This is a genomic window from Ectothiorhodospira shaposhnikovii, from assembly GCF_047222355.1.
Classification (GTDB): domain Bacteria; phylum Pseudomonadota; class Gammaproteobacteria; order Ectothiorhodospirales; family Ectothiorhodospiraceae; genus Ectothiorhodospira.
Map to the genome: position 1 here is coordinate 1,007,863 of NZ_CP178333.1, position 13,661 is coordinate 1,021,523.

The 13,661-nt window shown below is 63.3% G+C and carries 11 protein-coding genes and 2 tRNA genes; all 13 read left to right on the forward strand.

The genetic code is table 11. The annotated features are described in order from the left end of the window. Window positions 1-8 precede the first annotated feature (8 nt). The 13 genes from ACLF6L_RS04580 (at window position 9) to gdhA (ending at window position 13,602) form a co-directional block, all read left to right on the forward strand. Window positions 9-1,310, forward strand: coding sequence for a cobyrinate a,c-diamide synthase (locus tag ACLF6L_RS04580; RefSeq protein WP_412852468.1), 1,302 nt, complete (start codon window positions 9-11; stop codon window positions 1,308-1,310). After that, window positions 1,304-2,227, forward strand: a complete 924-nt coding sequence (gene cbiB, locus ACLF6L_RS04585; protein WP_412852469.1) for an adenosylcobinamide-phosphate synthase CbiB — start codon at window positions 1,304-1,306, stop codon at window positions 2,225-2,227. The genes ACLF6L_RS04580 and cbiB overlap by 7 nt, the downstream gene beginning before the upstream one ends. Before the next feature lie 2 nt (window positions 2,228-2,229). Further along, a complete protein-coding gene (gene cobD, locus ACLF6L_RS04590) occupies window positions 2,230-3,270 on the forward strand; it encodes a threonine-phosphate decarboxylase CobD (RefSeq protein ID WP_238617705.1) in 1,041 nt (346 codons plus the stop codon). After that, a complete protein-coding gene (gene cobU / locus ACLF6L_RS04595; RefSeq protein WP_412852470.1) occupies window positions 3,267-3,791 on the forward strand; it encodes a bifunctional adenosylcobinamide kinase/adenosylcobinamide-phosphate guanylyltransferase in 525 nt (174 codons plus the stop codon). The genes cobD and cobU overlap by 4 nt, the downstream gene beginning before the upstream one ends. Then, entirely contained in the window at window positions 3,788-4,849 is a 1,062-nt protein-coding gene (cobT, locus tag ACLF6L_RS04600) for a nicotinate-nucleotide--dimethylbenzimidazole phosphoribosyltransferase (protein ID WP_238617528.1), read from the forward strand. Before cobU ends, cobT begins: the two co-directional genes overlap by 4 nt. A 17-nt stretch (window positions 4,850-4,866) precedes the next feature. Beyond that, complete coding sequence (locus tag ACLF6L_RS04605; RefSeq protein WP_238617527.1) at window positions 4,867-5,481, forward strand: histidine phosphatase family protein; 615 nt, start codon at window positions 4,867-4,869, stop codon at window positions 5,479-5,481. Further along, complete coding sequence (locus tag ACLF6L_RS04610) at window positions 5,478-6,209, forward strand: adenosylcobinamide-GDP ribazoletransferase (protein ID WP_008931742.1); 732 nt, start codon at window positions 5,478-5,480, stop codon at window positions 6,207-6,209. Before ACLF6L_RS04605 ends, ACLF6L_RS04610 begins: the two co-directional genes overlap by 4 nt. A gap of 90 nt (window positions 6,210-6,299) precedes the next feature. Beyond that, complete coding sequence (gltX, locus tag ACLF6L_RS04615; RefSeq protein ID WP_008931741.1) at window positions 6,300-7,706, forward strand: glutamate--tRNA ligase; 1,407 nt, start codon at window positions 6,300-6,302, stop codon at window positions 7,704-7,706. A gap of 95 nt (window positions 7,707-7,801) precedes the next feature. Beyond that, window positions 7,802-7,877, forward strand: a tRNA-Ala gene (locus tag ACLF6L_RS04620). Between the two features lie 317 nt (window positions 7,878-8,194). Further along, a tRNA-Glu gene (locus tag ACLF6L_RS04625) sits at window positions 8,195-8,270 on the forward strand. Between the two features lie 218 nt (window positions 8,271-8,488). Beyond that, a complete protein-coding gene (locus ACLF6L_RS04630) occupies window positions 8,489-11,635 on the forward strand; it encodes a diguanylate cyclase (protein ID WP_412852471.1) in 3,147 nt (1,048 codons plus the stop codon). A 79-nt stretch (window positions 11,636-11,714) separates the two neighbouring features. Then, the gene (gene rnk, locus ACLF6L_RS04635) at window positions 11,715-12,128 is read left to right on the forward strand and encodes a nucleoside diphosphate kinase regulator (protein WP_238617525.1); all 414 of its coding nucleotides are present in this window, start codon (window positions 11,715-11,717) and stop codon (window positions 12,126-12,128) included. Window positions 12,129-12,252: 124 nt separating this feature from the next. Continuing rightward, on the forward strand, window positions 12,253-13,602 hold the full coding sequence (gdhA, locus tag ACLF6L_RS04640; protein WP_008931737.1) for an NADP-specific glutamate dehydrogenase: 1,350 nt from the start codon (window positions 12,253-12,255) through the stop codon (window positions 13,600-13,602). The last annotated feature ends 59 nt before the right edge of the window (window positions 13,603-13,661 follow it).

Genomic DNA, 13,661 nt, shown 5'->3' on the forward strand with positions numbered 1-13,661 from the left:
CAACGACCATGAACACCCGCCACTGCCCAGCCCTGTTGATCACGGCCCCGTCGTCCGGGCAGGGCAAGACCACGGTCACCGCCGCCCTGGCCCGGTATCACCGCAACCAGGGGCGGCGGGTGCGGGTGTTCAAAGGCGGACCGGATTTTCTCGACCCCATGATTCACCACCAGGCCTGCGGTCACGAGGTCCATTCCATCGACATGTGGATGACCGGCGAGGCCGACGCCCGCCAGCGTCTTTTTGAGGCGGCGGGGGACGCGGACCTGATCCTGGTGGAAGGGGTGATGGGCCTGTTCGATGGTCGCCCTTCCACGGCGGATATTGCCCGAACCCTGGGAATTCCCGTGCTGGCCTCCATCAGCGGTGCCGCCATGGCCCAGACCTTCGGGGCCATCGCCCACGGGTTGTCCACATTCCGGCCCGACGTGCCGTTTGCCGGGGTCTTTGCCAATCGGGTGAGCAGTGAGGGCCACTATCGGATGCTGCTGGAAGACCTGCCGCCGGGGCTGACGGCCCTGGGCTATCTGCCCAAGGCGCCGGACGCGGCCCTGCCCAGCCGGCATCTGGGGCTGGTCCAGGCCGAGGAAATCCAGGATCTGGATCAGCGCCTGGAGGCTGCCGCCGGCCGTCTGGTGTGGACGGTGGGTGGATTGCCGCCCCCGGTGTCCTTCGCGCCGGTGGACCGAAGCCCGTCCCCCAGGCTGCTGGCGGGACGGCGCATCGCGGTGGCCCGGGATGCGGCCTTTGCCTTCATTTATCCGGCCAATCTGGAGGTGCTTGCCAAACTGGGCGCGGAGCTGTGCTTTTTCTCGCCGGTGGCGGGGGAAAGATTGCCCGAGGCCGACGGGGTCTATCTGCCGGGCGGCTATCCGGAGTTGCATCTGCCCGCACTGGCGGCCAATGAGCGGCTGAAACAGGACCTGCTTTCCCACGTCAGCGCCGGGCGCCCGATACTGGCCGAGTGCGGCGGCATGCTGTATCTGCTGGAGCGATTGTCGGATGTGGCGGGGCAGGGGGCGGACATGGCCGGTCTGCTGCCGGGGGAGGCACGGATGCAGGGTCGGCTGGCCGGACTGGGACCCCAGGAAGTCGTGTTGCCGGAAGGCACGTTGCGGGGACATACCTTCCATCATTCCGCCATGACGGCGAGGATCGAGCCGCTGACCCATGCCCGCAGCCCCAACGGGCGAGCCACGGCGGAGCCGGTGTATCGCCTCGGTCCCGTCACGGCCAGCTATGTCCATCTGTATTTCCCCTCCAACCCGGAGGCGATCGGCCACCTGCTGGGCGGACACCGGCCATGCTGACCCTGGTCCTGCTGCTGTCCGCGCTGCTGCTGGACCGGCTCCTGGGTGAGCCTCCCCGCTGGCATCCCCTGGTGGGTTTCGGTGCCCTGGTGGATGCCGCCGAACGCCGTTTCCATCGGGATGACCGGCGCCGGGGTGCCTGGCTGGTGGCGATGCTGGTGATCCCGTTCGTATTGCTGGCCCTGCTGGTGTCCCTGCCGCCCTGGGGCTGGGTGGCCGAACTGGTCCTGCTCTATCTGGCCATCGGCTGGCGCAGCCTGGGCGAACACGGCAAGGGTATCGCCGACGCCCTGACCCAGGGGCATCTTGACCAGGCCCGCGAGCGGGTCGCCTTTCTGGTCAGCCGGGATACCCGAACCCTGGATGCGCAGGACATCAGCAAGGCCACCCTGGAATCCGTGCTGGAAAACGGTAACGATGCCCTGTTTGCGCCGGTGTTCTGGTTTCTGGTGGCCGGAGCGCCCGGGGTGGTGGCCTACCGGCTGGTGAACACCCTGGATGCCATGTGGGGGTATCGCACCGATCGCTATGGTCGCTTTGGCTGGGCGGCGGCCCGGCTGGACGATGTGATGAATTGGATCCCGGCGCGCCTGACCGCTCTGGCCTATGCCCTGGCGGGCCATACCCGGGTCGCCCTTGACTGCTGGCGACGGCAGGGACGGGTTTGGAAAAGCCCCAATGCCGGCCCGGTGATGGCTGCCGGCGCCGGGGCGCTGGGCATCCGTCTGGGCGGGGCGGCGGTCTACCACGGCCGGCTGGAGCCGCGTCCGGATCTGGGGGCGGGGCAGGCGGCCCGGCCCGAGGACATCCAGCGGGCACTGGATCTCATCCGACGGGGGATGGGGATCTGGCTGGCGTGCTTCATGTTATTGATACTGATCGGCCATCTTCTCCCTATCACGGGCTTTTTGTCATGAACATGAGTACTCCGGTGACCTTGCCCCACGGCGGCCGCCTGCGTCAGGCGGCGCGGGAAGAGGGTATCCCCCTGAGCCGCTGGCTGGATCTGTCCACCGGCATCAATCCGGTGGGCTGGCCGGTGCCCGATGGGATGCCGGCGTCGGTCTGGTCCCGTCTGCCGGAGGAGGCCGATGGGCTGGAACAGGCCGCGGCCGCCTATTACGGTACGGATGCCCTGTTGCCGGTGGCCGGTTCCCAGGCGGCGATCCAGGCCCTGCCAGGCCTGCTGCCGCCGGGGCGACGGGTGGGGATGCTGCATCCCAGCTATGCCGAGCATGCCCATGCCTGGCGCCTGGCGGGACACCAGGTGATCCCGCTGGCCGTGGAGGAGATCGAATCCCGTCTGGACGGACTGGATGTGCTGCTGCTGGTCCATCCCAACAACCCCACCGGCGACACCTTCGCACCGTCCCGGCTGCAGGCCTGGCTGGCTGATCTGGCGGTCCGGAGTGGCTGGCTGGTGGTGGATGAGGCCTTCATGGACGCCACCCCGGACCTGGGTCTGGCCCCGCTTTGTCCCCGGCCCGGCCTGGTGGTCCTGCGCTCACTGGGCAAGTTCTTTGGTCTGGCCGGGGCGCGGGTGGGGTTCGTCCTGGCGGAGGCGCCCCTGCTGGCCCGTCTGTCCGCCCGCCTGGGACCCTGGTGCCTGAGCGGTCCCTCGCGCTGGGTGGCCACCCGGGCGCTGGAAGACCGGGACTGGCAGATCCGGACCCGGGCCTTACTGGCCGCCTCCGGGCTGCGTCTGCAAGCTTGCCTGAGCGCGCACGGGCTGGTGCCTGACGGCGGGACCGATGTGTTCCAGTGGGTGCGTACCCCCCACGCCAGGCAGATCCATCAGGGGCTGCGCCGGGAAGCCATTCTTACCCGGTTGTTCACCGATCCCTTGAGTCTACGCTTTGGTCTGCCGGCCGATGAGGCCCAATGGCAGCGTCTGGAGGTTGCGCTGGCCTGGGTGGTGGGCAGGGTGGATGCCGGGCATGAGCGAGGTATTGACCTATGAAAGAACTGATCCTGGGCGGTGTCCGTTCCGGCAAAAGCGCCCTGGCCGAGCGTCTGGCCCTGGAGAGCGGTCTGCCGGTGACCTATGTGGCCACCGCTCGACCCGGTGACGACGAGGAAATGCATGCGCGCATCCGCCACCACCGTGAGCGCCGTCCGTCGGACTGGACGCTGGTGGAGAGCGGGGCCGATCTGGCGGCGACACTGGTCCGCCATGCCCGTCCCGGGCATTGTTTGCTGGTGGACTGCCTCACCCTCTGGCTGACCCATTTGTTATGGGATGAGGAGTCACAGACCTGCGCCCGTGAACAGGAGGACTTTCTGGTGGTGCTGCCCCGTCTGCCCGGCCGTGTGATCATGGTCAGCAATGAGACCAGCATGGGCATCGTGCCCCTGGGAGAACTGACCCGACGTTTCTGCGATGATGCCGGACGCCTGCATCAGGCGGTGGCCGCCCGTGCGGATCGCGTCGTCCTGACCGTGGCCGGCTTGCCACATATCCTGAAAGGAGAACCCCTTTGAATCACGAAACCCCCTGGTTGCAGGTCCCCGCCGCACCGATCGATGAAACCGCCCGCCGCGCCGCGGAAGATCGACAGACTCAGCTCACCAAACCCCTGGGTTCCCTGGGCCGCCTGGAAACCCTGGCCACCCGACTGGCCGGGATGCAGGGTACCGACAAGCCGCGGGTGGATCAGGTGCGGATCAGCATCTTCGCCGGTGATCACGGCGTGGCGGCCGAAGGGATTTCCCGCTTTCCCCAGTCCGTCACCGCCGAGATGGTCAGGAATTTTGCCCGCGGCGGGGCCGGGATCAGTGTCCTGGCGCGCTCCATCGGTGCGACACTGGAAGTGATCAATCTGGGAACCGTGGTGGAACTGGAGCCCATGTCCGAGGTGCTGGATGTGCGTCTGGGACCGGGGACCGCCAATTTTGTCGAAGGCCCCGCCATGGATGCCCATCAGTTGGCCAAAGCCATGAATGCCGGCCGTCACAGTGCCGAACGGGCACGCCTGGCCGGTGCCCAGCTCTATCTGGCCGGAGAGATGGGCATCGGCAACACCACGGCGGCGGCGGCCGTGTCCTGCGGGCTTTTGGAGCGTGACCCGGAGGTGCTGGCGGGACCCGGCACCGGGCTCAATCAGGAAGGTGTCCGGCACAAGGTCGAGGTGTTGCGTCGCGCCCTGCATTTGCATGGCGCGGAGAACCTGTCGGACCCGGTGGAATGCCTGCGTCGGGTCGGGGGGTTCGAGATTGCCGCCATGAGTGGCGCGTATCTGGCCTGCGCGCAGATGGGCATGCCCATCCTGGTGGATGGTTTCATCAGTTCCGCCGCGGCCCTGGCCACGGTGCGTATCTGTCCCGGTGCCCGGGACTGGATGCTGTTTGCCCATGCTTCCGCCGAGCCGGGTCATCGCCTGCTGGTGGGGGCGCTGGCGGCGGATCCCGTCCTGGATCTGGGCATGCGCCTGGGTGAGGCCAGCGGTGCCGCTACGGCGGTGCCCCTGCTGCGTCTGGCCTGCGACATCCATTGTCACATGGCCACCTTCGCCGAGGCCCAGGTGACGGAGGCGCACTGAAGGTGCCCTTGCCATCCATGCAGATTGATCTGATGCGCCACGGCCAGACCACGGGGGGCTTTGCCTTCCGTGGCAGCCTGGATGATGAGCTCACCGACCAGGGGCGCGCCCACATGCAGGCGGGGTACGAGCGCCATGGTCCCTGGGATCGGATCATCACTTCGCCCCTGCGCCGCTGTGCGGCCCCGGCCCGGGACTGGGCCGGGGCCGATGCCCTGCCCCTGGCCCTGGAGCCGGATCTGCGGGAGATGCATTTCGGTACCTGGGAGGGGCGCACGGCGGCGGAACTGATGGAAACGGAACCGGATGCCCTGGGCCGATTCTGGGAAGACCCGCTCAACCACATCCCTCCCGGTGCCGAACCCCTGGTGGATTTCCGGGATCGGGTACTGGCGGCCTGGCGACAGGTGTGTGAAAGCGCGATGGGCGAGCGGGTGTTGGTGGTGACCCATGGCGGCGTGATCCGTCTGATCCTGCTGCATGTGCAGCAGCGCCCCCTGTCGGATCTGCTGCGTCTGGAGGTGCCCCACGCTTGTCTCTATCGCATCACTTCGCCCGGCAGGGCAGGGCGGGGCGCCCGGGTCATGGCCCTGGGTAACGAACATGGCCCAATCCGGGAGGGGGCGGCATGAAACCCTTTCTCGTGGCCCTGCGTTTTCTGACCCGATTTCCCGTGAGCTGGAACTCGCCCACCGATGAGGAGGTGGGCCGCTCCATGCTGTACTACCCCCTGGTGGGCCTGCTCATGGGGCTACCCCTGGCCGCGCTGGCGTGGGCGCTGGGGGAGGGCGTGCTGGCGGCGGCGCTGATCGTCACCGCCTGGGTGCTGTTGACCGGGCTCTTGCACATGGATGGTTTGGCGGATACCGCCGATGCCTGGATCGGTGGTCTGGGGGACCGGGAGCGGACCCTGGAGATCATGAAGGATCCCCGCTGCGGTCCCGCCGGTGTCACGGCCCTGATCCTGCTGGTGCTGGTGAAGTTTGCCGCCGTGTTCGAACTGCTGGCCCTGACGGGGGGCTGGATGGCCCTGATCCTGGCGCCCCTGCTGGGACGAGCCGCTATCCTGCCGCTGTTCCTGCTGACCGAGTATGTCCGTTCCGCCGGCATGGCCACGTTGCTGGCCCGGCATCTGCCGCGTCGGGGGGCGTGGCTGGTCACTGCGGGGGTGGCGCTGGCCGTCGTCATCCTGGGCGGCATGGCCGGCGTCTGGGCCCTGGCGGGCGCGGCACTGGTCTTCCTGCTCGGTCGGGCCTGGATGGTGCATCGCCTCGGCGGTACCACCGGGGATACGGCCGGGGGACTGATCGAGCTGGTGGAGGCCGGGGTACTGCTCGCCGTCGTGCTGGCCTTGCAATGAGAGGCGCCCTGATTGCAGGCAGCGGGTGAAGCCCCGCAAGTCGTCTGCTACTCTATGCCGCTTCCAATACATCCAAGCCAGAGTGACTCCATGAAAGTTCGCACCCGATTCGCTCCCAGTCCGACCGGTTATCTCCACATCGGCGGTGCCCGCACGGCGTTGTTTTCCTGGCTCTATGCCCGCAAGCACGGTGGCGATTTCGTCCTGCGCATCGAGGATACGGATCTGGCGCGTTCCAATGCGGAATCGGTGAATGCAATCCTGGAAGGCATGAACTGGCTGGGCCTGGAATACGATGAAGGCCCGTTCTACCAGACCCAGCGTTTTGACCGCTACAAAGAGGTGATCCAGCAATTGCTGGATACCGGTCACGCGTATTACTGCTACTGCACCAAGGAAGAGCTGGATGCCATGCGCGATCAGCAGATGGCGATGAAGGTCAAGCCGCGCTACGACGGCCGCTGCCGCCTGCGGGGCGAGCCCCGGGAAGGTGTCAGTCCTGTCATCCGCTTCCGTAACCCCGCCGAAGGCATTACCGTGGTGGACGACATGGTGCGTGGCCGCGTCACCTTCCAGAATACCGAACTGGATGATCTGATCATCGCCCGTTCCGACGGCACCCCCACCTACAATCTCACCGTGGTGGTGGACGACTGGGACATGCAGATCACCCACGTGATCCGTGGCGATGATCACCTGAACAACACCCCTCGCCAGATCAACATCCTCAAGGCCCTGGGCGTGGAACCGCCCCGCTATGCCCATCTGCCCATGATCCTCGGTCCCGACGGCACCAAGCTGTCCAAGCGCCATGGGGCGGTGAGCGTGATGCAGTACCGGGATGACGGCTATCTGCCCCAGGCGCTGCTCAACTATCTGGTGCGACTGGGTTGGTCCCATGGCGATCAGGAAATCTTCAGCCTGGACGAACTGATCGAGTTGTTCGACATCGCCGACGTGAATCATTCCGCCTCGGCCATCAATCCGGAAAAGCTCCTGTGGCTGAACCAGCACTACATCAAGACCCAGACCTCCGACTACGTGGCCCGGCAGTTGTCCTGGCACATGGGCCAGCGGGACGTGGATCCTTCCACGCCGCCGCCCCTGCGTGACGTGGTGGAGATCCTGCGTGACCGCGCCAAGACCCTGGTGGAGATGGCCGACCAGAGCGTGTACTTCTTCAAGGAGTTCGATGAGTACGATGAAAAGGCAGCGCAGAAGAACCTGACGCCTGATGCCCTGCCGGTGCTGCAGGCCCTGCATGCCGCGCTGGATGCCTTGGGGGAGTGGAGCGCGGAGCAGATCCACGAATCCGTGACTGGTGTTTCAGAAAGGTTACAAGTAAAATTGGGCAAGGTCGCTCAGCCGCTGCGTGTGGCGGTGACCGGCGGCTCGGTTTCGCCGTCCATTGATCAGACCCTGATGCTGATCGGACGGGAGCGAACCCTGTCGAGGATTCAGAAAGCTGCTGAATGGATCGCGTCGAAAAAAGTTTAAAAAAACTGTTGACAGCATCCTGAAGGATCCGTATAGTACGCAGCTTCTGAGGGACATGACCAACACGGCAACAGCGAAACGGTCATGAAGCTTTCGGGGCCATAGCTCAGCTGGGAGAGCGCTTGCATGGCATGCAAGAGGTCGGCGGTTCGATCCCGCCTGGCTCCACCAAATTTCCGCTTCGGCGGGCCGGGTAGTGATTCGGCATGCATCGAATAGGTCAATACTCGATGGTTGTTGGGGCACTGCTTACGTTGGCAGGCATGGTCGTCGGTTTCGGTGCGTTGTTTTACGGAACCGATGAGCTTGCAAAGTATTTTCTGTCTCTGGTGCCTTTGGGTGTTCTGATGGTATTCACCGGGTTGGTCACGGTGGTTCTGACAGAGCAGAGACACGAAAAGCGCCAATAAGAAGTTTAGCTGTAAGGCAGGCAGAGTAAAATAAAAGCTTTTTATTTTCCGCTGATCTGCTATAATGCTGTTTTCCTAGTCCCCATCGTCTAGAGGCCTAGGACACCGCCCTTTCACGGCGGCGACCGGGGTTCGAATCCCCGTGGGGACGCCATACAAAGGCAAGGTTTCATCCTGATGGATGTTGATCCTGCCAAGGCAGTCAAACAAAAAGACCCCTTTAAAGGGGTCTTTTTGCGTCTGCGTGTCTGAAAAATCCTACCGTCCTTCTTTGATTCTCTTCAGCGGGATCCGTGGACTGCGGGGTTTCTGCTACAGTCTTGGTAAGCAATGATGCTTTTCCTGCGTGGCCGTGGTGCCAAGGACCCTTGCATGGCCTTGCCGACAGACAGGCATACCCTGCCTCTGACATCTGCCGTGTCCGCGGTATCTTCCTCCGTTGGCAACGCAGCCGAAGGGTTGCGGTTTGAGTCTCCCGTTGCCGAACTGCTGGTGGACGGTAATGGATTGATCCTGCAGGGCAATGCAGTGGCCCTGGATTTGTTGTGGGGGGATGATGCCAAGGAACGGTTGGTCCCGGCACTGAATCTGGCGGATTTCCAGTTACCCCGGGAAGGCTGCCCTTCGATCACGGATCTCGTTGTCCGGGCCGGCAACATCGGCAGTGTGCTGGAAGAGGGTCTGCTGTTCAGAAGCGGGCAGGGGCGTGTGTTCCATGCTGATGTCCATGTGGCCAAAAATGGCCGTAAGCCCTCCGGCATGTCCCCATGCTTTGCCGTCACCCTGGCAGAACGGCCCGTGCGGCACGTCCATGCATTGATCGACAGTCCTTTGATGGACTATTTCTACAGTCTGCACTTTGTTGCCTTGGGCATGCTCTCCCCCAAGGATTATCGCTGGACCGCCGTCAACCAGCGCCTGGTCGAAATGTTGGGCCATTCCCGGGATCAGCTGTTGGGAATGACCTGGCAGTCCGTTTCCCTCAGTGAGGGCCTTGAAGACGAGGCCCGCGAGTTTTCCCGTCTGGTATCGGGGAGCATTGATCAATTTGAATGCAACAAGGCCTTCGTGCGCGCCGACGGCAAGGTCATTGCGGCCTCCGTGTGTGTGCGCGCCGTGCGTCATGCCGACGGTGGCCCCAGCGCCTATTTCGTTGTTCTGCGGGGTGTCGGGCAAGACGAAGGTGATCGGTTTGCCCGGCAACAGCATGTGCAATTACAGGACATGATGATTCGTGTGAATCAGGCCATTGTCCGCCACCATGATCGCAAGGCGCTGATTCATGCGGTGTGCGAAATCCTGGTGAGCCGGGGTGGTTTCAGTGCGGCGTGGATCGGGCTGTGGGAAGCCGGGGATGCCCGTAAATTGCGCCTGTTTGCCCGTGCCGGTGATGACGTGGGTGATATCGAGCCTCAGCAATGTTCAATGCGATGGCTAACGGCGAATGCAAGCGATGATGTGTCGGGTCATGCGCCACATATCGTGATCGATACCTTAAGCGCCGAAAATGCCGGGTTGCATGATGCCGGGGAAGCCCTGGCCGCGGGGATGCGGTCATTGGCCAGGTTTGCCGTGACCCCATCGGGAAAAATGAGTGGAACACTGAATCTTTTCAGCGCCCAGTCACGAGCCTTTTCCGGTAGGACGGTGTCCCTGTTGCGGGAGATGGTGCGGGACCTCTCGGTGGCATTGGAACGCCTGCAGGCCATGGAGTTGCTCAAGTCGGTCAACCGGGTGGTGGAGTCCGGTGTGGTGATACTCTGCCGCTGGCTGGCCGATCCGGGATGGCCGGTGGATTACATTTCCGCCAATGTGTCACGCTGGGGGTATTCGGCGGCGGAGATGATGTCGGGTGAAAAGCGGTTCATCGATCTGGTTCATCCGGATGATCGTGAGCGCCTGATCGCCGAGCTGGGACGATATATACGACACAATCGCAAGCAGTTTCGTCAGCAGTATCGGATTGTCACCAGCACGGGCAAGACCCTCTGGATCGAGGATCATACGGTTGTTGAATATGATGCGCACGGCAATATGCTGCACTTTGAGGGTGCGCTGGCGGATATTTCGGATCGCAAGCGACACGAGCAGCGCGAGGCGGGAAGGAATCGGGTACTTTCCCTGCTGGCCGGTGGCGCCGAACTGCCCGTGATACTGGACTCCCTGGCCCGGAGTGTGGAGCTTGAGGATCCCGAGATCCTGTGCCTCATTTCCTTGATGGACGAGACGCAACAGCGCATGGTGCCGGCCGCGGCACCCAGCCTGGATGCGGATTTTCAGCGGGCGGTTTCAGATCATTTCGGTAACGGGATTGTCGGGCCGCCGGCCTGCGGGTCGGCAGGTCGGCGACAGATCCTCATCTCGACCGACATTCACTCGGACCCCCGGTGGGCCGATCTCAAGGCGCCGGCCATGGAGCGCGGGCTCGCCTCCTGCTGGTCGGTTCCGATCCCGTCATCACAAGGGGGGCTGCTGGGTCATGTCAGCCTGTTTCGGCGCCGGATTCATAGCCCGTCTGAAAGTGAAATCCGTTCGATCCGAGAATTTGCCAATCTTGCCGCCATTGCCATCGAACGCACAGGAAACCTGCAAACTCTGGAGGAAAATGCCGAGCGCTGGCGTTTTGCCCTGGAGGCGGCCGGTGATGCTGTGTTTGACTGGAACGTGCAGGCCGATACCCTGATCCAGTCCCGGCGCTGTGGAGAGATTCTGGGGTACAGTGAGGATGAGTTTGTGTGTTCCCGGGCTGAGGAGTGGTTCCGGCATGTGCATCCGGATGACCGTCATCATGTGCGGGAGCATCTGCGGCGACATCTGGATGGCAGCTCGGCTCACTACGAGACCGAGCATCGCGTGCATGGCAAGGAAGGTGGTTGGCGTTGGATCCTGGCCCGCGGACTGGTGGTGAGACGTGATCCCAAGGGGAACCCCCTGCGCATGGTGGGGACCATTTCCGACATCACCGACCGCAAGCGCATGGAGCAGGAACTCAGGGAGATGGCGACCACCGATCACCTCACCGGGCTTTCCAATCGGCGTCATTTTCTCGAACGGATGCGGGAGGAGATCCTGCGAATGGACCGCAATCCCGATCACCGGGCCGCCGTCATGATGCTGGACCTGGATCATTTCAAACATGTGAACGATACCCATGGCCACTCCACCGGCGACACGGTGCTCAGGCATTTTGCGTCACTGGTTCGCTATTGTCTGCGCAAGAGCGATTTTGCCGGGCGCATGGGGGGAGAGGAGTTCGCGGTCCTGTTGCCGGATACCGATCTGCAGGCCGCGAGGGCCCTGGCTGAACGCCTCAGAAAGCGCATTGCCCGCATCCCCGTGCGCACGGATGAGCTGGAAATCCCGATCACGGTGAGCATCGGCATTACCAGTCTGGCAGGGTGTGACATCCTACCGGACCATGTCCTGCAACGGGCCGACGAGGCCTTGTACCGGGCCAAGAATGCCGGTCGCAACCGTGTGGAAGTGAAGCCTCCATCCCCCTTGCCCAAGGGGGCCTGAGCCTGGGGGGGCGAAAAATACGAGATTTCGGGATAGAATGCCCCGTCCTCTAATTTAAGGATGTTCAGAGTTCATCAGCGTGAATAGCAAACCCAATATCGTCCTATCTTCGCAGGATTACGACAGGCTGGACAGCCTGCTGGCGTCGATTTCGGAAACTGCCTTTCCGGGTAAGGCGGCCTTGCAGGCCGAACTGGACCGTGCCGAGGTGGTCGATCCAGAGCAGATTCCGCCGACGGTGGTGACCATGAATTCCACCGTGCGTTTCGTCATGGACAGTACCGGCGAGAGCTTCTGCATGACGCTGGTCTACCCCAAGGACAGCACCGGGCAGGCGGACAAGGTGTCCATCCTGGCCCCGGTGGGTAGCGCGTTGCTGGGACTGTCCGTCGGCGATCAGATCGAATGGCCCCGGCCGGGAGGTGGGGTCATCAGGGTCCGTATCGATGAAATCCTCTATCAGCCTGAAAGCGCCGGAGATTTCCATCGCTGAAGCTCTGATTTTCTAGTTCCGTGCCGCGCTTGCCCCGTGCGGGCGCAAACGGCTCTCTTCAAACACCAACTGCACGCCGTGCTCCGTCCCCTGGTCGAGCCCGGCTGTGCTGGAGAAATAAAATATGGCGGCAGGTCTCGACGAAAAGCTGGAACCCATTTATCAGGAAGTCTTGCGCAGAAACCCGGGGGAAACGGAGTTCCATCAGGCGGTTCGTGAAGTGCTGGAATCCCTCGGTCCGGTCCTGGTGAAGTATCCGGAATTTGCCGATCGCAAGATCATCCAGCTGATCTGTGAGCCCGAGCGGCAGATCATCTTCCGGGTACCGTGGCAGGATGACAAGGGTGTTACCCAGATCAACCGTGCCTTCCGGGTACAGTTCAACAGCGCCCTGGGACCCTACAAGGGCGGTATTCGCTTCCACCCTTCCGTCTACCTGGGCATCATCAAGTTCCTGGGCTTTGAGCAGATCTTCAAGAATGCCCTCACCGGCATGCCCATCGGCGGCGGCAAGGGCGGCAGCGACTTCGATCCCAAGGGACGTTCCGACGGCGAGATCATGCGTTTTTGCCAGAGCATGATGACCGAGCTGTACCGCCATCTGGGTGAGTACACCGACGTGCCGGCCGGCGACATCGGTGTGGGCCAGCGCGAAATCGGCTACTTGTTCGGTCAGTACAAGCGCATCACCAACCGCTATGAATCCGGCGTGTTTACCGGCAAGGGCCTGAACTGGGGCGGCAGCCGTGCCCGCAAGGAAGCCACCGGCTACGGCACCGTCTTCTTCACCGAGGAAATGCTCAAGGTTCGTTCCGATTCCTTCGACGGCAAGACCTGCGTGGTGTCCGGTTCCGGTAACGTGGCCATCTACGCCATGGAGAAGGCCATGTCCCTGGGTGCCAAGGTCATCGCCTGTTCCGATTCCAACGGCGTGATCGTGGACAAGGACGGTATCGATCTGGATCTGGTCAAGCAGATCAAGGAAGTGGAGCGTCGCCGCATCAGTGCCTACGCTGAAGAGAAGAAGAGCGCCAAATATCTGGAAAACGGCAATATCTGGAGTGTGCCCTGCCAGGTGGCGCTGCCCTGCGCCACCCAGAACGAGCTCAACGGTACCGATGCCAAGACCCTGATCAAGAACGGGGTCATCGCCGTGGCGGAAGGTGCCAACATGCCTTCCACCCCGGAGGCCATCCGCTTCTTCACCGAGGCCGGTGTCGCTTTTGGTCCCGGCAAGGCCGCCAATGCGGGCGGCGTGGCCACCAGCGCCCTGGAAATGCAGCAGAACGCCAGCCGCGATTCCTGGACCTTCGAGCACACCGAAGAGCGTCTGCGTGAAATCATGGTGGACATCCATCGCAACTGCCACCAGACCTCCGAAGAGTTCGGTGCCCCCGGCAACTACGTGGTGGGTGCCAACATCGCCGGCTTCGTGAAGGTGGCCGGTGCCATGGTGGCCATGGGCGTCATCTGATCCGTTCGTCCTGATCGGGCCGCAAGACCCCGGCCCCGGGTTCCCCGCGTGGGAACCCG

Coding starts and splice junctions, on each gene's coding strand:
- gdhA (WP_008931737.1), top strand. CDS start 12,253: ATGGCGGCAGGTCTCGACGAAAAGCTGGAACCCATTTATCAGGAAGTC.
- cobU (WP_412852470.1), top strand. CDS start 3,267: ATGAAAGAACTGATCCTGGGCGGTGTCCGTTCCGGCAAAAGCGCCCTG.
- cbiB (WP_412852469.1), top strand. CDS start 1,304: ATGCTGACCCTGGTCCTGCTGCTGTCCGCGCTGCTGCTGGACCGGCTC.
- gltX (WP_008931741.1), top strand. CDS start 6,300: ATGAAAGTTCGCACCCGATTCGCTCCCAGTCCGACCGGTTATCTCCAC.
- cobD (WP_238617705.1), top strand. CDS start 2,230: ATGAGTACTCCGGTGACCTTGCCCCACGGCGGCCGCCTGCGTCAGGCG.
- ACLF6L_RS04610 (WP_008931742.1), top strand. CDS start 5,478: ATGAAACCCTTTCTCGTGGCCCTGCGTTTTCTGACCCGATTTCCCGTG.
- ACLF6L_RS04630 (WP_412852471.1), top strand. CDS start 8,489: ATGGCCTTGCCGACAGACAGGCATACCCTGCCTCTGACATCTGCCGTG.
- ACLF6L_RS04580 (WP_412852468.1), top strand. CDS start 9: ATGAACACCCGCCACTGCCCAGCCCTGTTGATCACGGCCCCGTCGTCC.
- ACLF6L_RS04605 (WP_238617527.1), top strand. CDS start 4,867: ATGCAGATTGATCTGATGCGCCACGGCCAGACCACGGGGGGCTTTGCC.